The sequence below is a fragment of the Streptomyces sp. NPDC046915 genome (assembly GCF_040644935.1).
GTDB lineage: Bacteria > Actinomycetota > Actinomycetes > Streptomycetales > Streptomycetaceae > Streptomyces.
Map to the genome: position 1 here is coordinate 220,805 of NZ_JBEYXB010000011.1, position 21,621 is coordinate 242,425.

Below are 21,621 nucleotides of genomic sequence, written 5' to 3' on the forward strand. Positions count from 1 at the left end.
TGAGGTGCGGGGGCGGGTGTAGTTAGGCAGACCTAACTACGGACTGGCTACCATGTCATCACGGCTGCCAGGCCCGGCGCAATATGTTGCCGACGGCTTGTCGGAAAGTGTCGGGCGGTCTCAGACCGCCAGTGCCTCCAGGTCCACGGACGCCCACCGCTCGCCCAGGCCGGTGAGGGTCACCTGGCGTACCTCGTCGGTGGTGTCTCCGACGGCGCGGTGGATGACGACCTGCATCCGGTCCTCGGTCAGCTCCTCGACCTTGCCCTCGCCCCACTCCACGACGATCACCGAGTCGGGCAGCGAGACGTCCAGGTCGAGGTCCTCCATCTCGTCCAGACCGCCGGACAGCCGGTAGGCGTCGGCGTGGACGAGCGGCGGGCCGTCGCCCAGCGGCGGATGGACACGGGCGATCACGAAGGTTGGCGAGGTGACCGCGCCGCGTACACCGAGCCCCTCGCCCAGCCCGCGGGTGAGCGTCGTCTTGCCCGCGCCCAGCTCACCGCTGAGCATCACCAGATCGCCCGCGCGCAGCAGCTCGGCCAGGCGGCGGCCCAGCTCCCGCATCTGCTCCGGAGAGGTGACGGTCAGCTGGGTCTCAACGGGGTTGTGCGGTGCTGCTGGTGCTTCCATAGCCACTTACCGTAGCCCCTGCGGGCACGGCACCCGCGCGGGTGAGGAGGTCGGCGAGGCGGTCGGTGACCACTTCCGGGTGCTCCAGCATGACCAGGTGCCCGGCGTCCGGCACGAGGACCAGTTCGGCCTCGGGCAGCAGGTCGGCGATGGCCTCGCTGTGCTCGCTGGGCGTGACGAGGTCCTGGACCCCGGCCAGCACGAGCACCGGCATGTCGGTGAAGCAGGCGAGGGCCTCGGTCTTGTCGTGGTCGGTGAACGCCGGGTAGAACTCGGCGACCACGTCGATCGGCGTGGACTCGATCATGCGTTCCGCGAACCGGGCGATCGCCGGGTCGACGTCCCGCCCGGCGAACGAGTACCGCTTGATGATCCCCGCGAACAGGTCGGCGGTGGCCCGCCGCCCCTTCTCCACCAGCGCCGCCTGCTGCCCGAGCGCCTTCAGCACCCCGGGCAGCACCCGGCGCACCGCGTTGACGCCGGCGACGGGCAGCCCGAAGTTGACCTCGCCGAGCCGTCCGGACGACGTACCGACGAAGGCGGTGGCGACCACCCGGTCCCGGATCAGCTCCGGGTACTGCGCGGCCAGGGCCATCACCGTCATCCCGCCCATGGAGTGCCCGACCAGCACGATCGGACCCTCGGGCACGGCCGCGTCGATGACGGCCTTGAGGTCCCGCCCGAGCTGGTCGATGGTGAGGGGCACTCCGTCCTGGACCTGGCCCACTCCCCGCGCCGACCGTCCGTGGCTGCGCTGGTCCCAGTGCACGGTGCGTACGACACCGCGCAGGGCGGCGCGCTGGAAGTGCCAGGAGTCCTGGCTGAGGCAGTAGCCGTGGCTGAAGACCACGGTGACCGGGGCGGGCGCCTTGCGGCCGAAGAGCCGGCGCCGGCGCGGGGAGAGGTTCGGGCCACCGGTGTCGGGCTCGACGTCGTCGACCTCGTAGTACAACTCGGTGCCGTCGTCGGCGCGCGCCTTGCCCGGGGTGCCGCGCAGCGCCCCGTACGGGCCCGTCGAGTCCAGCGCCAGCCGGGCCTTCCTGCGCATCCCCCGGCCGACGGTCATCCGTTCGATGGCGACACCGGCCGCCGCGCCCGCGGCGAGCACACCTATCGCGGCACCGGCGAGGCCGGTCGCCCTGCGCCAGCTTCCGGCCGCCCCCGCGGCGGAGACGACGACGGCCGCGGCGGCGTCCGCCACGTCCGCAACGACCTCCGCACTGCTCTCGCTCACGTACCGCTCCTCATCACGACTGCTGCTGCCGTCACAGGCGTCACCGGGGCCACGCCACCGCGAGTTCCCTCCGGGCGGGTCACCCGTCCTGCCGGTCCTGTTCCCCGTTCACATAGACGCGAGGAACGCGCGTTCCGATGCGCGTGACGATTTCGTACGCGATCGTGCCGGACGCCTGCGCCCAGTCCTCGGCCGTGGGCTCGCCCCGGTCGCCCGGCCCGAACAGCACGGCCTGTGCTCCCGCCTCGGGCTCGTCCCCCCCGAGGTCGACCACGAACTGGTCCATCGCGACCCGCCCGGCGACCGTACGCCACTTGCCGCCGACCAGGACAGGGCCGCTGCCGGAGGCGTGCCGGGGGATGCCGTCCGCGTAACCGACCGGAACCAGGCCGAGGGTCGTCTCGCCCGGAGTGATGTAGTGGTGCCCGTAGCTGACGCCGTGCCCGCCCGGTACGTGCTTCACCAGCGCCAGCGACGCCGACAGTGTCATCACGGGACGCAGCCCGAAGTCCGCCGGGCTGCCGATCTCCAGGCTCGGCGAGATCCCGTACAGGGCGATGCCCGTGCGGACGAGGTCGAAGTGGGTCTCCGGCAGGGTGAGCGTGGCCGGGGAGTTGGCGATGTGCCGCACCTCGGGGCGCACGCCCCGTCCCTCCGCGTACGCCAGCATCTCCCGGAAGCGGACGAGCTGGGCGTCGATCGAGGGGTGTCCGGGCTCGTCGGCACAGGCGAAGTGCGACCACAGCCCGGTGATCCGCACCAGCCCCTCACGCTCGGCGTGCAGCGCCTCGGCGACGAGTTCGGCCCAGTCCGGTCCCGGCTGGCAGCCGTTGCGGCCGAGTCCGGTGTCTGCCTTGAGCTGCACGCGCGCGGGCCGGCCGGCCTGCCGGGCCGCCTCGACGGCCTCCCGCAGCGCCCACATACCGCTGACCGACACGTCGATGCCGGCCTCGATCGCCTCGCGCCACGGCCCGCCCGGGGTCCACAGCCAGCACAGGATCGGCCCCGGCAGCCCGGCGGCGCGCAGCGCGAGCGCCTCCTCGGGTGTGGCGGTGCCGAGCCAGTTCGCGCCCGCCTCGACGGCCGCGCGGGCGCAGGGCACCGCACCGTGGCCGTACCCGTCGGACTTCACCACGGCCATCAGGGCCGACTTGGGCGCGCGGGCACGCAACGCCCGCACGTTGGCCCGCAGGGCGGCCAGGTCGATCTCGGCGCGGGCGCGCAGGGGCGCGGTCGGCGCAGGTGGTCTTTCAGTCATCGCGCCCCCAGTGTCTCAGAGGCCCCCGGCAACCTCCGGGCGCAGGCCCCTCGCACGGTCTAGGAGCCGGGCCTGCGGCCCCAGACGAATACCCGGTCGCCCTTCTTCAACACGCCCCACAGCTTGCGCGCGTCGGCCAGTTTGAGGTTCACGCAGCCCCAGGAGCCGACGGTGGTGTGGATGCTGCCGTAGACGGCGTGGAAGGCCTGGCCGCCGTCGAAGAACTGGGCGTACGGCATCGGTTGGTTGTACAGCGTCGACCAGTGGTTCTTGTGCCGCCAGTACACGGTGTGCCAGCCGGCCCGGGTGGCGTACCCCTTGCGGCCGCTGCGCATCGGCACCGGCGCGAACACCACCTTCTTGCCCTTCTGCACCCAGGTGACCTGCCGGTCGAGGTCCACGCAGGCGACCCGGTAGGTCCGAACCGGGCACTTCTTGGCCGCGTTGGGGTTCTTCCTGGCCGAGATGAGCATCATCTGCGCCCAGGTGACGGGGCCGGCGAACCCGATCGCGGGCTTGATCCCGTGCTTCTTCTGGAAGTTCCGGATGGCCTTGCAGTCCGCCGCGGACTGCTTCCCGTCCGCCTTGAGCTTCAGCCACCGCTCGACCTGCCGCTGGTAGGGCCCGGCCTGCTTGCTGCACGCCACCTTGGCGACGGCGTCACCGAGCGGCACGTACTCGATGAGGTCGTACGTCCCCGGCGGCGCCTCCCGCGGCTCGACGGCGTCCTCCTCGGGGGTCGGCGTGTACACCTTCGGCGGCAGCATCTGGTCGGGGGTGTCGAACTGCCAGGGCTGCTGCGGGCCCGGGGGGATGCCGGGTACCAGTTCGGTCGTGGCGCCCGCGGCGGGCGGCGGGGACGCCGGGGCGGCGGCGGCCCGGGTGGTCCCCGCCGTCGGGAGGACGGTGGCGGCGGCGGCCAGGAGCACGGCGATGACCCGGTAGGCGGTGACCTGGTAAGCAATATGTCCATATTTCACATGATCAGCCAAGCGGCCCGCACTCCCGAATCCCGGCAGCCGCGCGGGCAGGTCACCCGAGGGGTGGACGCCGCCCGCCGGGAGACACCGGCGCGTACGTCAGTCGCGTACGTCCCGCCAGGCCTCCGGAATGGCCGCCGCCACGTCGTGCGCCCCGGCCGGCGCCCCGTCCGCCGCGTACCGCCCGGCGAGACCGTGCAGATACGCCGCCGCGCTCCCCGCGTCCAGCGCCGGGAGCCCCGACGCCAGCAGCGACCCGGCCAGCCCCGACAGGACGTCCCCGCTCCCGGCCGTGGCCAGCCAGGGCGTGCCCGTCGCGTTCACCCGTACGGCCCCGCCCCCGGCGTCCGCGACCAGCGTGGTCGACCCCTTCAGCAGCACGGTCGCCCCGTACAGCAGCGCCAGCTTCCGTACGGACTCCAGCCGTGCCCCTTCGACCTCCTCGCGGGCCACACCGAGCAGCGCGGCGGCCTCACCGGCGTGCGGGGTCATCAGGGTCGGCGCGGTACGGGCCCGTACGGCGTCCCGGTCCGCGAGGCGCAGCCCGTCCGCGTCGATGAGCACCGGCACGTCCGTCTCCACCACCTCGGCGACGGTGGCGGCGTCGTCCCCGGCGCCGGGCCCGACCACCCACGCCTGCACCCGCCCCGCCTTGCGCGGCCCCTGGTCGGAGACGAGGGTCTCGGGGAAGCGGGCGATCACGGTGTCCCCGGCGGGCCCGACGTACCGCACCGCGCCCGCACCGCCGCGCAGGGCGCCCGACACCGCGAGGACGGCCGCGCCCGGATACCGCGCCGAGCCGGCCGCGATGCCGACGACGCCCCGCCGGTACTTGTCGCTCTCGGCGGCGGGCCGGGGCAGCAGCCGGGCCACGTCGGCGTGCTGGAGGGCCTCCAGTTCGGCCTCGGGGGGCAACTCCAGCCCGATGTCGACGAGGCGGACGGTCCCGGCGTACTCACGGGCCGGGTCGATCAGCAGGCCCGGCTTGTGCGTCCCGAAGGTCACCGTCAGGTCGGCGCGGACCGCGGCCCCGCGCACCTCGCCGGTGTCCGCCTCGACCCCGCTCGGCAGGTCCACGGCGACGACGGCGGCGCGGGAACCGCGGACGGCCTCCGCGAGCGCCGCGGCGTCGGGGCGCAGGCCGCCCTTGCCGCCGATCCCGACGATGCCGTCGACGACGAGGTCGGCCCGGCCCACGAGGTCCTCGGCGGCACCGCCGGGGCCGGCCACGGTGCCGCCCGCGCGGCGCAGGGCCGCGAGGCCGCCCGGGTGGGTGCGGTCGGGGCTGAGCAGCACGGCCGCGACCCCGGCGCCGCGCCGGGCGAGCCGGGCGCCGGCGTACAGGGCGTCCCCGCCGTTGTCCCCGCTGCCGACGAGGAGCACGACCCGGCGCCCGTACACCCGCCCCAGCAAGTCCGCACAGGCGGCGGCCAGTCCGGCGGCGGCCCGCTGCATGAGGGCACCGTCGGGGAGCCGTGCCATGAGCTCACGCTCGGCTGTCCTTACCGTCTCTACGCTGTACGCGGTACGCATGCGAACGAGTCTGCCCCGGATCCGGGCACGCCCGCACCCCGGGCCCGGCCGTGTCGGGTCACCCCTCCGCGACCACCACGGCCGACGCGATTCCCGCATCGTGACTGAGCGACACATGCCAGGACCGCACCCCGAGTTCGGCCGCCCTGGCCGCCACCGTGCCCTTCACCCTCAGCCGCGGCTGACCACTGTCCTCGACGTACACCTCCGCATCCGTCCAGTGCAGTCCGGGCGGAGCGCCCAGGGCCTTGGCCAACGCCTCCTTCGCCGCGAAACGCGCGGCAAGGGAGGCGATGCCCCGCCGCTCCCCGCTGGGCAACAACAACTCGCTCCCGACGAACAGCCGGTCGGCCAGCCCGGGCGTACGGTCCAACGACACCCGGAACCGGTCGATCTCGGCCACGTCGATACCGACGCCGATGATGGTCATGCCGGGCAGCCTATGGCGACGGGCAGGTCCTCGCGGCTCGGTACCTACTCCACCGTCACCGACTTCGCGAGGTTGCGGGGCTGGTCCACCTCGTTCCCCCGCGCGGTGGCGAGCTCGCACGCGAAGACCTGGAGCGGGACCGTCGCCACCAGTGGCTGGAGCAGTGTGGGGGTCGCCGGGATGCGGATCAGGTGGTCGGCGTAGGGGACCACCGCCTCGTCGCCCTCCTCCGCGATCACGATCGTGCGCGCGCCCCTGGCCCGGATCTCCTGGATGTTGGAGACGATCTTGTCGTGGAGGACGGAACGGCCGCGCGGGGAGGGCACCACCACGACCACCGGCAGATCGTCCTCGATGAGCGCGATCGGGCCGTGCTTGAGCTCGCCCGCCGCGAAGCCCTCGGCGTGCATGTAGGCGAGCTCCTTGAGCTTCAGGGCGCCTTCGAGGGCGACGGGATAGCCCACGTGCCGCCCGAGGAACAGCACCGTGTTCTTGGCGGCCAGGGAGCGCGCGAGCGACCGTACCGGCTCCATGGTCTCCAGCACCCGCTCGACCTCGGCGGAGATCCGCGACAGGTCGCGGATGATGGCCCCGATCTCATCGCCCCACTTGGTGCCCCGGACCTGGCCCAGGTACAGCGCGACCAGGTAGCACGCCACCAGCTGGGTGAGGAACGCCTTCGTCGACGCCACCGCGACCTCCGGGCCGGCGTGCGTGTACAGCACCGCGTCCGACTCCCGGGGAATCGTCGAGCCGTTGGTGTTGCAGATGGCCAGCACCTTGGAACCCTGCTCGCGGGCGTGGCGAAGGGCCATCAGGGTGTCCATGGTCTCGCCGGACTGCGAGATGGCGATCACCAGGCTCCGCGCGTCCAGGATCGGGTCCCGGTAGCGGAACTCGCTGGCCAGCTCCACCTCGCACGGGATGCGCGTCCAGTGCTCGATGGCGTACTTGGCGATCAGGCCGGCGTGGAAGGCCGTACCGCAGGCGACGATGACGACCTTGTCCACCTCGCGCAGCTCGGAGGCGCTGATCCGGACCTCGTCCAGGGTCAGTGAGCCGGCCGCGTCGATGCGGCCCAGGAGCGTATCGGCGACCGCCTTGGGCTGCTCGGCGATCTCCTTGAGCATGAAGTAGTCATAACCCCCCTTTTCCGCGGCCGAGGCGTCCCAGTCGATGTGGTACGAGCGGACCTCCGCGGGACGGCCGTCGAAACCGGTCACCGTCACGCCGTCGCGGCGCAGCTCCACCACCTGGTCCTGACCCAGCTCGATCGCCGACCGCGTGTGGGCGATGAACGCGGCGACGTCCGAGGCGAGAAAGGCCTCACCCTCTCCAACGCCCACCACCAGCGGGGAGTTCCGCCGCGCGCCCACCACCACGTCCGGTTCGTCCGCGTGCACCGCGACCAGCGTGAACGCCCCCTCCAGGCGGCGGCACACCAGCCGCATGGCCTCGGCGAGGTCGGCGCTGGAGGAGAACTCCTCGGCGAGCAGGTGGGCGACGACCTCCGTGTCCGTCTCCGAGGAGAGGTCGTGGCCCCGCTCCGCCAGTTCGGCGCGCAGCGCGGCGAAGTTCTCGATGATCCCGTTGTGGACGACGGCGACCCGGCCCGCGTTGTCCAGGTGCGGGTGCGCGTTGTCGTCCGTCGGGCCGCCGTGCGTGGCCCAGCGGGTGTGCCCGATACCCGTCGACCCCGTCGGGAGCGGCCGGTCGACGAGTTCCTTCTCCAGGTTGACCAGTTTCCCGGCCTTCTTCGCGGCGGCCAGACCCCCGTCCGCCAGCACGGCGACGCCCGCCGAGTCGTAACCCCGGTACTCCAGCCGCTTCAGCCCGGCCATCACGACCTCGAGCGCCGCCTGCGACCCCACGTATCCCACGATTCCGCACATGCGCCGCAGCCTACGACCCGAGACCGGTCCAAAACTGTCTCCGCGTGCCCGGATTCGGAAATTCTCAGGGCACTTCCCACCCTCGCAGGATCGATCACAGCCATGTGCCGCACTAGAGCCGCGGCTGGGCGTGACCGACCCCACCCGCCACGCCGTTCAAACTCCGTTAACAATGGAATGTGATCTCTCCGGTCTCCTCGATGCCCCGGAGCGCCCACCGGCACAGGCCGGAGGCGACTCCCTATGTCGACCTCACCCGCGCCGAGTGGAGCGCCCTGCGCGACAAGACGCCGCTGCCGCTCACCGCGGAAGAGGTCGAGAAGCTGCGCGGTCTCGGCGACGTCATCGACCTCGACGAAGTGCGCGACATCTACCTGCCGCTGTCCCGGCTGCTCAACCTCTACGTCGGCGCCACGGACGGACTGCGGGGGGCGCTGAACACGTTCCTCGGCGAACAGGGCTCCCAGTCGGGCACGCCCTTCGTCATAGGTGTGGCGGGTTCGGTCGCCGTCGGGAAGTCGACCGTCGCCCGCCTGCTCCAGGCGCTGCTGTCCCGCTGGCCCGAGCATCCGCGCGTCGAACTGGTCACGACGGACGGGTTCCTGCTGCCCACCAGGGAGCTTCAGGCCCGTGGCCTGATGTCACGCAAGGGCTTCCCGGAGTCGTACGACCGCCGGGCGCTCACCCGCTTCGTCGCCGGCATCAAGGCGGGCAAGGACGAGGTGACGGCGCCCGTCTACTCCCACCTGATCTACGACATCGTGCCCGACCAGCGGCTCACCGTCCGCCGGCCCGACATCCTGATCGTCGAGGGGCTCAACGTCCTCCAGCCCGCGCTGCCCGGCAAGGACGGCCGCACCCGGGTCGGTCTGGCCGACTACTTCGACTTCAGCGTGTACGTCGACGCGGGCGGCGAGGACATCGAGCGCTGGTACCTCAACCGGTTCAAGAAGCTGCGCCAGACCGCCTTCCAGAACCCCTCCTCCTACTTCCGCAAGTACACCCAGGTGTCCGAGGAGGAGGCCCTCGACTACGCGCGGACGCAGTGGCGGACGATCAACAAGCCCAACCTGGAGGAGAACATCGCCCCCACCCGGGGCCGCGCCACCCTCATCCTCCGCAAGGGCCCGGACCACAAGGTGCAACGCCTGAGGCTGCGGAAACTCTGACCGCCGGCCTCGGCGTGCCCCGAAAGTGGATCAGCCCAGCGCCGACTTGACCGCGTCGGCCAGCCGGCCGGCGACCGAGCGGGCCTGGTCGAGGTCGGCGGCCTCCACCATCACGCGCACCAGCGGCTCGGTGCCGGACGGCCGCAGCAGCACCCGGCCGGTCGAGCCCAGCTCACGCTCGGCCTCGGTCACCGCGGCGGCGAGGTCCGCGGAGGTCTGCACCCGGGACTTGTCGACGTCGCGGACGTTGATCAGCACCTGCGGCAGCCGCTCCATGACCGAGGCGAGGTCCCGGAGGGTACGGCCGGTCTGGGCGACGCGGGCGGCGAGCAGCAGGCCGGTCAGCGTGCCGTCGCCGGTGGTGGCGTGGTCGAGGATGATGACGTGGCCGGACTGCTCGCCGCCGAGGGCGAAGTCGTGCTGCTTCATCTCCTCCAGGACGTACCGGTCGCCGACGGCGGTCTGCACGAGGTGGATGCCCTCGCGCTCCATGGCCAGCTTGAAGCCCAGATTCGACATCACGGTCGCGACGACGGTGTCGGAGCGCAGCGCGGAACGCTCCCGCATCGCCAGCGCGAGCACGGCCAGGATCTGGTCGCCGTCGACCTCGTCGCCGGTGTGGTCCACGGCGAGGCAGCGGTCGGCGTCGCCGTCGTGGGCGATGCCGAGGTCGGCGCCGTGCTCGGCGACGGCGGCCTTGAGCTTGTCGAGGTGGGTGGAGCCGCAGCCGTCGTTGATGTTGAGGCCGTCCGGCTCGGCGCCGATCGTGACGACCTCGGCACCGGCCCGCGAGAAGGCCTCGGGCGAGACACCGGCGGCCGCGCCGTGCGCCTCGTCGAGGACGATCTTCAGTCCGTCGAGGCGGTTCGGGAGCACGCCGAGCAGATGGCTCACGTACTGCTCGAAGCCCTCGTCGTAGGACCGTACGCGCCCGACGCCCGCGCCCGTCGGCCGCTCCCAGGGCTCGCCGTGGCGGTGCGACTCGTACACGGCCTCGATCCGGTCCTCCAGCTCGTCGGCGAGCTTGTGGCCGCCGCGGGCGAAGAACTTGACGCCGTTGTCGGGCATGGCGTTGTGGCTGGCGGAGAGCATGACGCCGAGGTCGGCGCCGAGCTCGCCGGTGAGGTACGCCACGGCGGGCGTCGGCAGCACGCCGACGCGCAGGACGTCCACGCCCGCGCTCGCGAGGCCCGCGACCACGGCGGCCTCCAGGAACTCCCCGGACGCGCGCGGGTCCCGTCCGACCACTGCCCTCGGCCTGTGGCCCTCGAAGGTGCCCGCCTCGGCCAGCACGTGCGCCGCGGCGACGGAGAGGCCGAGCGCCATCTCGGCCGTCAGATCCGCGTTGGCGACACCGCGCACGCCGTCCGTACCGAAGAGTCGTCCCACTTGTCCTCCTGAGGAAGCGTCAGTTGCGATGGCGGTCGCCGCCTGAACATCCCATCACACTAGCCATTGAGCGGCTTGTGTCGTTATACGCCCTTGCGCTGCGATAAACGAACGCCCCGACGGCACAGTGGCGTGCCGCCGGGGCGTTCGGAGTACGAGCAGGCAGCTGAGATTAGCGCTTGCTGTACTGCGGGGCCTTGCGGGCCTTCTTCAGACCGGCCTTCTTGCGCTCGACCGCACGGTCGTCGCGCTTGAGGAAGCCGGCCTTCTTCAGCGGGCCGCGGTTGTTGTCGACGTCGGCCTCGTTCAGCGCGCGGGCGACACCGAGACGGAGCGCACCGGCCTGACCGGAGACACCGCCACCGGCGATGCGGGCGATGACGTCGTAGCGGCCCTCGAGCTCGAGCACCTTGAAGGGCTCGTTGACTTCCTGCTGGTGCACCTTGTTCGGGAAGTAGTCCTCGAGGGTGCGACCGTTGATCTTCCACTTGCCGGTGCCCGGGACGATCCGGACGCGGGCGATGGCGTTCTTGCGGCGGCCCAGGCCGGCGGCCGGCTGGGGCTCGCCGAAGCGGGAGGCCATGGACTCCGAGGTGTACTCGCCCTCGACGGGCACCTCGGACTCGGTGGTGTAGCTGTCGATGTCGATCTCTTCGAGCGGCTGCTCGGCAGTGGTCTCGGCCACGATTCTCCTCAGATTCTCTTCGGTCTTAGGGGGTGGCCGGACTTACTGCGCGACCTGGGTGATCTCGAACGGCACCGGCTGCTGGGCAGCGTGCGGGTGCTGGTCACCCTTGTAGACCTTCAGCTTCGAGAGCATCTGACGGCCCAGGGAGTTCTTGGGGAGCATGCCCTTGACGGCCTTCTCGATGGCCTTCTCGGGGTTCTTGTCCAGCAGCTCGTCGTAACGGACGGAGCGCAGACCACCCGGGTAGCCGGAGTGGCGGTACGCCATCTTCTGGGTCCGCTTGTTGCCGGACAGGTGCACCTTGTCGGCGTTGACGATGATGACGAAGTCACCGGTGTCGACGTGGGGCGCGTAGATCGGCTTGTGCTTGCCCCGCAGAAGGGACGCGGCGGTGGTGGCGAGACGACCCAGGACAACGTCCTGAGCGTCGATGACGTGCCACTGGCGCGTCACATCGCCGGGCTTGGGGCTGTACGTACGCACGGTTCGTAGCCTTCGCTTCGAGTGAATGGTCCTGAACAGGTCACCGAAACGATCACGACAGCCTGTACCGCACGGCGGCGACGCATACCGCGTACGTGGGGTCGCTGGTCATCGGCCCGGTGGACCGGTGTAAGGGCCCGTCCCGTGAGAATGAGCAAGCCAATACACAACGAAGAGGCAGGATACCCGTGGCGCCGCGCCCCGGTCAAAACGGGCTCGCTGCCACTGGGCTCCGCCCTGTCTCGCCCCTCCAGTGTAGGCCGCCCCACCACCTCGTCCTCGAACGCCGGACGGGCCGGACGACGCGGGCCGGGCGGATGGGAAACAAACCGGCCACGGGCAGGGTGGGCGTGGGTGGGGTTGCGGTGAAAGGTCCCCTATCGCTCCTAGTAGCGGCGCACCAGCATCCCCCGGCCCCCGTCTAAGATGCGCCCCATGAGCTATGGGCAGGGGGGACCCCAGTCCCAGTGGGATCCCTGGAAACCGAACTCGCAGCAGCCTTGGACCAGCGACGGGGACGGCCAGTCGCCGGACTGGGCCGCGCTCGCCGATGCCTCGGAAGCGCGGCACAAGCGGCGCAAGGTGCTGTTCATCATCGGCGGCGCCGTCGCCACGGTGGCGATCGGCGCTGCCGTCGCGATGAGCGTCGTATCGGCGAACAAGGACAACAACGCCTCGGGCCAGCCCTCCAACCTGCCCGCGAGCGCCTCACTGCCCAGCGACTCCGCACCGGCGCCGTCCTTCGAGCCCACCAGCGCGCCGCCGCCGCTGGACCCGAAGGACTTCATAGCCAGCGCGAAGAAGGACACGGCCCCGCTCAGCGCGGAGACGCTCTTCCCGGGCACCCAGCTGACCATGGGCGAGAACGTGTACAAGAAGGGCCCCACGGCCGACACCACGAACTGCGCCTCGGCCGCCGGCAACACCCTCCCCAAGGTGCTCACCGCCAACGGCTGCACCCGCCTGCTGCGGGTGAGCTACACCAAGGACAACGTCGCCGTGACCGTCGGTGTCGCCGTCTTCGACACCGAGGCCAAGGCCCTCAAGGCCAAGGGCGAGGCCGACAAGAAGAGCATCGTGAAGTCGCTGACGGGCAAGGGCGTCAAGGCGTTCTGCGACGCCGCGGTCTGCCGCTCGACGACCAATACCCTGGGCCGCTACGCCTACTTCACGATCGCCGGTTTCACCGACGGCAAGAACGTGACCACGAAGGACACCAAGGTCTTCCGCACCGGTGACGACCTGGCCGAGTTCACCTTCCGGCAGATCCGCCGCCGGGGTGAGGCACAGGCCTCCGCGGCGGCGAACCAGTAGCCGATCAGCGACCAGGGCCGGCCTGCCCTAGCGTCGCTTCAGGCGCAGCCTGATCGGCACCACCGCCGACTCCAGCTGCGTACGCAGGGTCATCTTCGAGACGCCCTCCGTGCGCTCCTCGAAGCGGATGGGGACCTCGACGGCGCGGTGCCCCGCCCGCACGGCCTTGTACTTCAGCTCCACCTGGAAGCTGTAGCCCGCGCTGTCCAGCGAGGCCAGATCCACGTCACGCAGGGTGCCGGCCGACCACAGGTTGAAGCCGGCGGTGATGTCGTGGATCGGGCTGCCGAGGATGGTGCGCGCGTAGCGGTTGGCGAAGCGGGAAAGCAGGACGCGGTGCGCGCCCCAGTCCTCGTCCAGCGAGCCGCCCTCGACGTACCGGCTGCCGACGACCAGGCCCGCGCCGGAGGTCACGGCCGCCTCCAGCATGCGCGGCACGGCCTCCACCGGGTGGCTGCCGTCGGCGTCCATCTGGACGACGTACTCGGCGCCCTCCTCCAGCGCGGCGGTCATGCCCGCGGTGTAGGCCCGGCCGAGCCCGTCCTTCTCGGTGCGGTGCAGCACGCTCATCCGGGGCCGGCCGGTCCCGTCCGCGTTGTACTTCTCCGCCAGCTCCTCGGCGATCCGCCCGGTGCCGTCCGGGCTGGAGTCGTCGACGATCTTCAGGTGCAGCCCGTCCAGCGGCAGCCCGAGCACCGCCTCGGCCATCCGCGGCACGTTCGCCGCCTCGTTGTACGTCGGCATCACCACGGTGATCGGTGTGCCGTTGCCCTGCCCCGTCATGCCTTCTCCCCTCGCGGCGCCGGTCTGCCCGGCGCCCGGAACAGCCAGCCCGCCGCGGTCCAGCGGTCCGCGTCGAGTACCCCTCGGCCGTCCACGATGTTCGGCCGGTTCACCAGCGCGACGGCCTTCTCGGGGTCGATCGCGCGGAACTGCGGCCATTCGGTCAGATGCAGGACGATATCGGCCCCGCGCAACGCGTCCGACGCCGACACGGCGTAGCCGAGCAGCGGGAACGCATTGCGGGCGTTGTCCATGGCCGCGGGGTCGTAACGTTCACGTCGGCGCCGTCCAGGCGTAGCCGTGCGGCCACATTCGGCGCGGATGAGTCGCGAATGCCGGCGGAGTCCGGCTCGAAGGCGGCGCCGAGGGCACTAACAGGTTGCACAGCCTGTCGCGCCGGGCAACGACCGCTTGTTCCGCGCCTCCTTGCTCCGCGCGGCCAGCAGCTCGTCCGCGGGATAGCCGACCTCCTCCAAGGTCAGCCCGTGCGGCCGCACGACATGCACCGCCGAGTCACGCACCCCGGCCGCGAGCACCTTCCCCGGCCAGTCCGGCGGGCGGTGCCCGTCACCCACGAACAGCAGCGCCCCGATGAGCGAGCGCACCATGTTGTGGCAGAAGGCGTCCGCGCGGACGGTCGCGGTGATGATCCCGTCGGCGCCCTTTTCCAGCCACAGCTCCTGGAGCGTACGGATCGTGGTCGCGCCCTCGCGCTTCTTGCAGTACGCGGCGAAGTCGTGCTCGCCGAGGAGTTGCCGGGCCGCCTCGTTCATGGCGTCGACGTCCAGCGGCCAGTCGTGCCAGAGCACGTGCCCCCGCAGCAGCGGGTCGACCCCGCCCGGGTTGTCGGTGACGCGGTAGGCGTAGCGCCGCCAGACCGCGGAGAAGCGCGCGTTGAATCCGCTGGGCGCCTCCCTGAGGGCCCAGACCCGCACGTCCCTCGGCAGCCGCCCGGCGAGCCGCTTGAGCAGCTTGGCGTGGTGCTCGACCCACACCTCCCTCGGCAGATCGACATGGGCGACCTGCCCGCGCGCGTGCACCCCGGCGTCCGTCCGGCCGGCCACGGTCAGCTCGTACGTCTCCCTGGACCGCGTGACCGTACGCAGGGCGTCCTCGATCTCCCCCTGCACGGTCCGCCGGCCCCCGGCCTGCTTGGCCCAGCCGTGGAACTCCGAGCCGTCGTAGGACAGGTCGAGGCGGACACGGACACAACCGGGCTGTACTTCGTCACTCACTCCTGGATCCTCTCAGGAAACGCGGAACGGGCCCGCCCCCTGGGGGGTGGGCCCGTTCAGTGCGAGGCAGAGCCTCAGGCGTCCTTGGACTCCTCAGCCGGAGCCTCGTCGGCCGGAGCAGCGTCCTCGACCTTGGTCTCCTCGACCTTGGCCTCGTCGGCTTCCTTGACCGCACGCTTGGTGGCGGCCTCGGCCTCGCCGGTCGCCTGCTGCGCCACGGTCAGCGCCTCGACCAGCTCGATGACGGCCATGGGCGCGTTGTCGCCACGGCGGTTACCGATCTTGGTGATACGGGTGTAGCCACCCGGACGGTTCTCGTAGCGCGGGCCGATCTCGGTGAAGAGCGTGTGGACGACGCTCTTGTCCGTGATGACCTGGAGCACCTGACGGCGGTTGTGAAGGTCGCCCTTCTTCGCCTTGGTGACCAGACGCTCGGCGTACGGGCGCAGGCGGCGGGCCTTCGCCTCGGTGGTGGTGATACGGCCGTGCTCGAAGAGCGCCTTCGCGAGGTTCGCGAGGAGGAGCTTCTCGTGCGCGGCGCTGCCGCCCAGACGGGCACCCTTGGTGGGCTTCGGCATTGTTCTTCTCCTGTGTGTCTGCCCCGGCCGTATCAGGTACCGGGGTCAGTATCCGAGCAGGCGGTCGCCTGTCGGAGATCCGGGGCCTCTGCGAGACCCCCGGAGGTGGAACCGGTCAGTACTGCTCGGTCTCGACGAACCCGGCGTCCGCGTCGTCGTCGGCGCCGAAGGCGTCGGCGGCGGCCGTGGGGTCGAATCCGGGCGGGCTGTCCTTGAGGGCCAGGCCCATGCCGGCCAGCTTCGCCTTGACCTCGTCGATGGACTTCGCACCGAAGTTGCGGATGTCCAGCAGGTCGGCCTCGGAGCGGGCGACGAGCTCACCCACGGAGTGGATGCCCTCGCGCTTGAGGCAGTTGTACGACCGAACGGTGAGCTCCAGCTCCTCGATCGGCAGCGCCAGGTCGGCGGCAAGGGCGGCGTCCGTGGGGGACGGGCCCATGTCGATGCCCTCGGCGTCGATGTTCAGCTCGCGGGCGAGACCGAACAGCTCGACCAGCGTCTTACCGGCGGAGGCCATGGCGTCACGGGGACGCATCGCCTGCTTGGTCTCGACGTCGACGATCAGCTTGTCGAAGTCGGTGCGCTGCTCGACACGCGTGGCCTCGACCTTGTACGTGACCTTCAGAACCGGCGAGTAGATCGAGTCGACCGGGACACGGCCGATCTCCTGGCCCACCTGCTTGTTCTGCACGGCGGAGACGTAGCCGCGGCCGCGCTCGACCGTCAGCTCCATCTCCAGCTTGCCCTTGCCGTTGAGCGTGGCGAGGACGAGGTCGGGGTTGTGCACCTCGACACCGGCCGGGGGCGCGATGTCGGCGGCGGTGACCAGACCCGGACCCTGCTTGCGCAGGTACATCACGACCGGCTCGTCGTGCTCCGAGGAGACGACCAGCTGCTTGATGTTGAGGATCAGGTCGGTGACGTCCTCCTTGACGCCCGGCACGGTGGTGAACTCGTGCAGGACGCCGTCGATGCGGATGCTGGTGACAGCGGCACCGGGAATCGACGACAGGAGGGTGCGGCGGAGCGAGTTGCCGAGGGTGTAGCCGAAGCCCGGCTCCAGCGGCTCGATCACGAACCGGGAGCGGAACTCGTCGACGACCTCTTCGGTCAACGAGGGACGCTGAGCGATCAGCATGTGTGGATCAGATCCTTCTTTCGTGGACGCCCGCTATTTGACGTCCGACGGAAACCGCGCCCGTGAAAAGCGCGGGTACTGCAAGGGTACGGGCGGCACGACCCAAAGGAGCCGTACCGCCCGAAAGGCCCGGTGAAGCGAACGTCAGACGCGACGGCGCTTCGGCGGACGGCAGCCGTTGTGCGGGGTCGGGGTGACGTCCTGGATGGAGCCGACCTCGAGGCCCGTGGCCTGAAGGGAGCGGATCGCGGTCTCACGACCGGAGCCCGGACCCTTGACGAACACGTCGACCTTGCGCATGCCGTGCTCCTGGGCGCGGCGGGCAGCCGACTCGGCGGCCATCTGCGCGGCGAACGGCGTGGACTTCCGGGAACCCTTGAAGCCGACGTGGCCGGCGGAGGCCCAGGAGATCACGTTGCCGGACGGGTCCGTGATCGAGACGATCGTGTTGTTGAACGTGCTCTTGATGTGCGCGTGGCCGTGAGCGACGTTCTTCTTTTCCTTGCGGCGCACCTTCTTGGCAGCGCCCTGACGTCCCTTGGGGGGCATCTCTTAACTCCTACGGGAGGTGGTCGGTCCTACAGCGAAGACCGTGGACAGGCGGTCCGCTGCGGACTACTTCTTGCCCGGCTTCTTCTTGCCGGCGATGGCGCGACGCGGGCCCTTGCGGGTACGGGCGTTGGTGCTGGTGCGCTGACCGCGGACGGGCAGACCGCGGCGGTGACGCAGACCCTGGTACGTGCCGATCTCGACCTTGCGGCGGATGTCGGCCTGGATCTCGCGACGGAGGTCACCCTCGGTCTTGATGTTGTTGTCGACGAACTCGCGGATCGCGACGAGCTGCTCCTCGGAGAGGTCGCGAACGCGGGTGTTCGGGTCGATGCCGGTGGCAGCCAGCGTCTGCTGCGAAAGGGTCCGGCCGATGCCGAACACGTAGGTGAGGGCGATCTCCACACGCTTTTCGCGCGGGATATCAACACCGGAAACGCGTGCCATTCAATGGCTCCAGTTTGATCTTCGGAGGTCTTCCACAGGACCGGCTCCCAGCCGCCGTACTAGGTACGAACTGGGTCCCCGGCCTCCGAACCGGGGGTGTCGAGCCTTGATCGACTCGGGCCCTGCGTATGAACATATTCAGCTTGCGTCGCGCGAATCTCTGCTTAGGGTGCAGAGGGATCGGTCGTGCGTCAGCCCTGGCGCTGCTTGTGGCGCGGGTTCTCGCAGATGACCATGACCCGACCGTGACGGCGGATCACCCTGCACTTGTCGCAGATCTTCTTGACGCTCGGCTTGACCTTCATTGGGTGAGGTTCTCCGGGTCAGTGCCAGCGCTCCGGGCGGGCCCGGGGCTCGGGCAAGATCTACTTGTATCGGTAGACGATCCGGCCACGCGTCAGGTCGTACGGAGACAGCTCCACCACGACCCGGTCGTCAGGGAGGATGCGGATGTAGTGCATACGCATCTTGCCGCTGATGTGTGCCAGGACCTGGTGGCCGTTCTGGAGCTCGACCTTGAACATGGCGTTCGGCAGAGACTCGACGACAGTGCCCTCGATCTCGATGGCACCTTGCTTCTTGGCCACGCTTCGCCCTTCGAATCGACTACCTTGATCGACTCTCAAGCTTTCCCTTGCGGGCGCATGCGGACATGCGGGTGCACGAGAGCCGACGAGTCAGTCTACGTCAGCGCACCCGGAAACACGAATCGAGGAAGCCTGCCCGGCGCTCAAGATCGGTATGCACGAGACACCCGGCCGATCGGGAGCCGTGGTCAGGCCAGCGGGTCCGGGGCCGTCGTGATGCCGAGCTCCGCCAGCTTGGCCTTGCCGCCGTCGGGAGCCGTGAGGACCAGGGGGCCCTCCTCCAGGAGGGCGACGGAGTGCTCCCAGTGGGAGGACCAGGTGCCGTCGGTGGTGATGACCGTCCAGTCGTCGGAGAGGACCTCGGTCTTCGGGGTGCCCAGGGAGACCATGGGCTCGATGGCCAGGCAGAAACCGGAGACCAGCTTGGGGCCCTTGCCGCGGCGGCGGTCGACGTAGTTCAGCAGGTGCGGGTCCATGTGCATCTCGGTGCCGATGCCGTGGCCGCCGTAGTCCTCGATGATGCCGTAACGGCCGCCGCCGGGCTTCGGCTGGCGGCGGATGTACGTCTCGATCGCCCGGGAGACGTCGACCAGGCGGTTGCCCTGCTTCATCGCCGCGATGCCGGCCCACATGGACTCTTCCGTGACCCGGGAGAGCTCGACCAGCTCCGGGGCGTGACCGGAGCCGACGAAGGCGGTGTAGGCCGCGTCACCGTGCCAGCCCTCGACGATCGCGCCGCAGTCGATGGAGATGACGTCGCCGTCCTTGAGGACGACGTCGTCGGAGGGGATGCCGTGGACGACGACCTCGTTCACCGAGGTGCAGATCGTCGCGGGGAAGCCGCCGTAGCCGAGGAAGTTCGGCTTGGCGTTGTGCTCGGCCAGCACCTTCCGCGCGACCTCGTCCAGGTCCTTGGTGGTCGCCCCGGGCACCGCTGCCTCCCGGGTGGCCGCGTGGATCGCGGCGACGACCAGCCCCGCCGCACGCATCTTCGCGATCTGCTCCGGGGTCTTGATCTGCACCATGGGGGGCCTGCGCTCTCCGTCACTCAAGTCGACTCGGTTACCTACACAACAGTACGGCCGCGGCACCCGGGGGGGGCGCCGCGGCCTGAAGGACCGCGAGCTACTTCTTCTCGGCCTTCTCACGCTTGAGGGCGTCCAGCGCCCGCTCGGTGACCTCGTCCACCGGGCCCAGCGCGGAGATCGTACGGACCAGCCCCTGAGCCTTGTAGTAGTCGATGATCGGCTCGGTCTGCGTGTGGTAGACCTCCAGCCGCTTGCGGACCGTCTCCTCGGAGTCGTCGTCGCGCTGGTAGAGCTCACCGCCGCAGACGTCGCAGACGCCCTCCTGCTTCGGCGCGCTGTACGTCACGTGGAAGACGTGGGAGGAGTCCTTGCGGCAGATCCGCCGGCCGGCGATCCGCTTCACGACCTCTTCCTCGGGTACCTCGAGGTCGAGTACCGCATCGAGCTTGATGCCCTCGTTCTCGAGCAGCTCGTCCAGCGCCTGGGCCTGGGAGACGTTCCGCGGGAAGCCGTCCAGCAGGAAGCCGCCCTCGGCGTCCGGCTGCTCCATGCGGTCCTTGGCCATGGCGATGGTGACCTCGTCCGGGACGAGGTTGCCGGCGTCCATGTAGGACTTCGCGAGTTTCCCGAGCTCCGTCTGCTGGCTGATGTTGGCGCGGAACAGGTCACCCGTGGAGATGTGCGGGATGCGCAGCTTTTCGGCAAGGCGCACTGCCTGCGTTCCCTTACCGGCACCCGGCGGCCCGACGAGGACGATTCGCATCAGCGGAGGAACCCTTCGTAATTGCGCTGCTGGAGCTGGCTCTCGATCTGCTTCACCGTCTCGAGACCCACACCCACGATGATCAGGATGCTGGTCCCGCCGAACGGGAAGTTCTGGCTTGCGTTGAAGCCGACCAACGCCATTGTCGGTACGAGAGCGATCAGACCCAGATACAGCGAACCCGGCCAGGTGATCCGGTTGAGCACGTAGCTCAGGTACTCAGCGGTCGGTCGGCCAGCCCGGATGCCCGGGATGAAGCCACCATACTTCTTCATGTTGTCGGCGACTTCTTCGGGGTTGAAGGAGATCGCCACGTAGAAGAACGCGAAGAAAACGATGAGGAAGAAGTACAGAGTGATGTAAATCGGGTGATCACCCTTGGTCAGGTTCTGCTGAACCCAACTCTTCCAGCCCGAGTTACCTCCGGAGAACTGCGCCACCAGCGCCGGGATGTAGAGCAGCGACGAGGCGAAGATGACGGGAATCACACCCGCCTGGTTCACCTTCAAAGGGATGTAGGTGGACGTACCACCGTACGAGCGGCGGCCGATCATGCGCTTCGCGTACTGCACGGGGATACGGCGCTGGGCCTGCTCCACGAAGACCACCAGGCCGACCATGACCAGGCCCACCACGATCACGGTGCCGAACTCGATCCAGCCGCCGGCCAGGGTGCCCTGCTTCTTGATGGCCCACAGCGCGGACGGGAAGGTCGCGGCGATCGAGATGAACATCAGGATCGACATGCCGTTGCCGATGCCGCGGTCGGTGATCAGCTCACCGAGCCACATGACGACGGCCGTACCGGCGGTCATGCAGACGACCATGGTGATGGTGCTGAAGATCGCCCGGTCCGGGACGATGCCGGTGGCGACGGAGCAGCCGTTGAACAGGGCGCCGCTGCGGGCGGTGGCCACCAGGCCGGTGCCCTGGAGGATGGCGAGCGCCACGGTCAGGTAGCGGGTGTACTGCGTGATCTTCGTGGTACCCGCCTGGCCCTCCTTCTTCAGGGCCTCCAGTCGGGGGATCACCACGGTCAGCAGCTGAAGGATGATGCTCGCCGTGATGTACGGCATGATCCCCAGTGCGAAGATCGTGATCTGGAGCAGCGCGCCGCCGCTGAACATATTGACCAGACCGAACAGGCCCTGGTTGCCGGACGCCTCTTTGACGCACTGCTGGACGGCCTGGTAGTTGACGCCGGGGATCGGGACGTGGGTACCGACCCGGTACACCACGATGATGCCCAGCGTGAAGAGCAGCTTCTTGCGCAGGTCGGGCGTCCTGAACGCCCGGGCGAACGCGGTGAGCACGGTGCCTCCTGCGACCCCCGCGCAACTGCGTCAAGGGTGAGTCTGAGGTTTCGACAAATACGGAACGGTCAACTGCCGCTCAGAGTGCCCGATGTGAGCACCCAGTGAAAGTGGGCAGTGCAGGCCACCTTACCGGCGAGACCGCCCCCTCTGGAACGACCAACCGGGGATACCCCAAAATGTGGGGTATCCCCGGT

The 21,621-nt window shown here is 69.9% G+C and carries 23 protein-coding genes and 1 pseudogene; 2 read left to right on the forward strand and 22 right to left on the reverse strand.

Going from position 1 to position 21,621, the window contains the following annotated elements:
* Positions 1-120: 120 nt before the first annotated feature.
* The 7 genes from tsaE to glmS form a co-directional block, all read right to left on the reverse strand.
* Complete coding sequence (tsaE, locus tag ABZ915_RS28065) at positions 121-633, reverse strand: tRNA (adenosine(37)-N6)-threonylcarbamoyltransferase complex ATPase subunit type 1 TsaE (RefSeq protein ID WP_361808873.1); 513 nt, start codon at positions 631-633, stop codon at positions 121-123.
* A complete protein-coding gene (locus ABZ915_RS28070; protein WP_361808876.1) occupies positions 599-1,867 on the reverse strand; it encodes an alpha/beta hydrolase in 1,269 nt (422 codons plus the stop codon). The genes tsaE and ABZ915_RS28070 overlap by 35 nt, the downstream gene beginning before the upstream one ends.
* Positions 1,868-1,946: 79 nt before the next feature.
* Positions 1,947-3,125 carry an alanine racemase gene (alr, locus tag ABZ915_RS28075; protein ID WP_361808878.1) on the reverse strand — a complete coding sequence of 393 codons (1,179 nt, stop codon included), beginning with the start codon at positions 3,123-3,125 and terminating at the stop codon, positions 1,947-1,949.
* 59 nt (positions 3,126-3,184) lie between these two features.
* Positions 3,185-4,105 (reverse strand): L,D-transpeptidase family protein, encoded by a 921-nt coding sequence (locus ABZ915_RS28080; protein WP_361808881.1) that lies wholly within the window; start codon positions 4,103-4,105, stop codon positions 3,185-3,187.
* 99 nt (positions 4,106-4,204) lie between these two features.
* Positions 4,205-5,638, reverse strand: coding sequence for an NAD(P)H-hydrate dehydratase (locus tag ABZ915_RS28085; protein WP_361808884.1), 1,434 nt, complete (start codon positions 5,636-5,638; stop codon positions 4,205-4,207).
* A 58-nt stretch (positions 5,639-5,696) separates the two neighbouring features.
* A complete protein-coding gene (locus tag ABZ915_RS28090) occupies positions 5,697-6,068 on the reverse strand; it encodes a holo-ACP synthase (RefSeq protein ID WP_361808887.1) in 372 nt (123 codons plus the stop codon).
* A gap of 44 nt (positions 6,069-6,112) precedes the next feature.
* Entirely contained in the window at positions 6,113-7,960 is a 1,848-nt protein-coding gene (glmS, locus tag ABZ915_RS28095; RefSeq protein ID WP_361808890.1) for a glutamine--fructose-6-phosphate transaminase (isomerizing), read from the reverse strand.
* 179 nt (positions 7,961-8,139) lie between these two features.
* Here glmS and coaA point away from each other — a divergent pair, with 179 nt between their 5' ends.
* The gene (gene coaA / locus ABZ915_RS28100; RefSeq protein WP_361808893.1) at positions 8,140-9,129 is read left to right on the forward strand and encodes a type I pantothenate kinase; all 990 of its coding nucleotides are present in this window, start codon (positions 8,140-8,142) and stop codon (positions 9,127-9,129) included.
* A 30-nt stretch (positions 9,130-9,159) separates the two neighbouring features.
* On the opposite strand, the gene glmM is transcribed toward coaA, so the two are convergent.
* The 3 genes from glmM to rplM all read right to left on the reverse strand — a co-directional run bounded on the left by glmM (position 9,160) and on the right by rplM (position 11,689).
* Complete coding sequence (gene glmM, locus ABZ915_RS28105; RefSeq protein WP_361808896.1) at positions 9,160-10,518, reverse strand: phosphoglucosamine mutase; 1,359 nt, start codon at positions 10,516-10,518, stop codon at positions 9,160-9,162.
* Positions 10,519-10,690: 172 nt separating this feature from the next.
* The gene (gene rpsI, locus ABZ915_RS28110; protein ID WP_077796742.1) at positions 10,691-11,203 is read right to left on the reverse strand and encodes a 30S ribosomal protein S9; all 513 of its coding nucleotides are present in this window, start codon (positions 11,201-11,203) and stop codon (positions 10,691-10,693) included.
* Positions 11,204-11,245: 42 nt separating this feature from the next.
* The gene (gene rplM, locus ABZ915_RS28115; RefSeq protein WP_361808899.1) at positions 11,246-11,689 is read right to left on the reverse strand and encodes a 50S ribosomal protein L13; all 444 of its coding nucleotides are present in this window, start codon (positions 11,687-11,689) and stop codon (positions 11,246-11,248) included.
* A gap of 435 nt (positions 11,690-12,124) precedes the next feature.
* On the opposite strand from rplM, the gene ABZ915_RS28120 reads away from it, so the two are divergent.
* Positions 12,125-13,003 carry a hypothetical protein gene (locus ABZ915_RS28120; protein ID WP_361808902.1) on the forward strand — a complete coding sequence of 293 codons (879 nt, stop codon included), beginning with the start codon at positions 12,125-12,127 and terminating at the stop codon, positions 13,001-13,003.
* Positions 13,004-13,030: 27 nt separating this feature from the next.
* Here ABZ915_RS28120 and ABZ915_RS28125 read toward each other — a convergent pair whose 3' ends face one another.
* From ABZ915_RS28125 to secY, 12 genes and pseudogenes are all read right to left on the reverse strand, one after another.
* Positions 13,031-13,786 (reverse strand): polyprenol monophosphomannose synthase, encoded by a 756-nt coding sequence (locus tag ABZ915_RS28125; RefSeq protein WP_361808905.1) that lies wholly within the window; start codon positions 13,784-13,786, stop codon positions 13,031-13,033.
* Positions 13,783-14,162 (reverse strand): annotated as a pseudogene (locus ABZ915_RS28130) (UDP binding domain-containing protein); the annotation flags it as partial. The gene ABZ915_RS28125 and the pseudogene ABZ915_RS28130, both read right to left, overlap by 4 nt.
* Entirely contained in the window at positions 14,158-15,021 is an 864-nt protein-coding gene (truA, locus tag ABZ915_RS28135; protein ID WP_361808908.1) for a tRNA pseudouridine(38-40) synthase TruA, read from the reverse strand. The pseudogene ABZ915_RS28130 and the gene truA, both read right to left, overlap by 5 nt.
* Before the next feature lie 74 nt (positions 15,022-15,095).
* Entirely contained in the window at positions 15,096-15,599 is a 504-nt protein-coding gene (rplQ, locus tag ABZ915_RS28140) for a 50S ribosomal protein L17 (RefSeq protein WP_361808911.1), read from the reverse strand.
* Positions 15,600-15,714: 115 nt separating this feature from the next.
* A complete protein-coding gene (locus ABZ915_RS28145) occupies positions 15,715-16,737 on the reverse strand; it encodes a DNA-directed RNA polymerase subunit alpha (protein ID WP_062640332.1) in 1,023 nt (340 codons plus the stop codon).
* 144 nt (positions 16,738-16,881) lie between these two features.
* Positions 16,882-17,286 carry a 30S ribosomal protein S11 gene (gene rpsK / locus ABZ915_RS28150; RefSeq protein WP_003956432.1) on the reverse strand — a complete coding sequence of 135 codons (405 nt, stop codon included), beginning with the start codon at positions 17,284-17,286 and terminating at the stop codon, positions 16,882-16,884.
* A gap of 66 nt (positions 17,287-17,352) precedes the next feature.
* Positions 17,353-17,733 (reverse strand): 30S ribosomal protein S13, encoded by a 381-nt coding sequence (rpsM, locus tag ABZ915_RS28155; protein WP_004927207.1) that lies wholly within the window; start codon positions 17,731-17,733, stop codon positions 17,353-17,355.
* Between the two features lie 191 nt (positions 17,734-17,924).
* The gene (rpmJ, locus tag ABZ915_RS28160; protein WP_003998809.1) at positions 17,925-18,038 is read right to left on the reverse strand and encodes a 50S ribosomal protein L36; all 114 of its coding nucleotides are present in this window, start codon (positions 18,036-18,038) and stop codon (positions 17,925-17,927) included.
* A 60-nt stretch (positions 18,039-18,098) separates the two neighbouring features.
* Positions 18,099-18,320: a translation initiation factor IF-1 gene (gene infA, locus ABZ915_RS28165; protein WP_003948620.1), complete on the reverse strand. Its 222-nt coding sequence runs from the start codon at positions 18,318-18,320 to the stop codon at positions 18,099-18,101.
* 188 nt (positions 18,321-18,508) lie between these two features.
* Positions 18,509-19,345, reverse strand: a complete 837-nt coding sequence (gene map / locus ABZ915_RS28170; RefSeq protein WP_361808914.1) for a type I methionyl aminopeptidase — start codon at positions 19,343-19,345, stop codon at positions 18,509-18,511.
* A 100-nt stretch (positions 19,346-19,445) separates the two neighbouring features.
* Complete coding sequence (locus tag ABZ915_RS28175; RefSeq protein ID WP_361808917.1) at positions 19,446-20,111, reverse strand: adenylate kinase; 666 nt, start codon at positions 20,109-20,111, stop codon at positions 19,446-19,448.
* Positions 20,111-21,424, reverse strand: coding sequence for a preprotein translocase subunit SecY (gene secY, locus ABZ915_RS28180; protein WP_361808920.1), 1,314 nt, complete (start codon positions 21,422-21,424; stop codon positions 20,111-20,113). The genes ABZ915_RS28175 and secY overlap by 1 nt, the downstream gene beginning before the upstream one ends.
* Positions 21,425-21,621 lie beyond the last annotated feature (197 nt).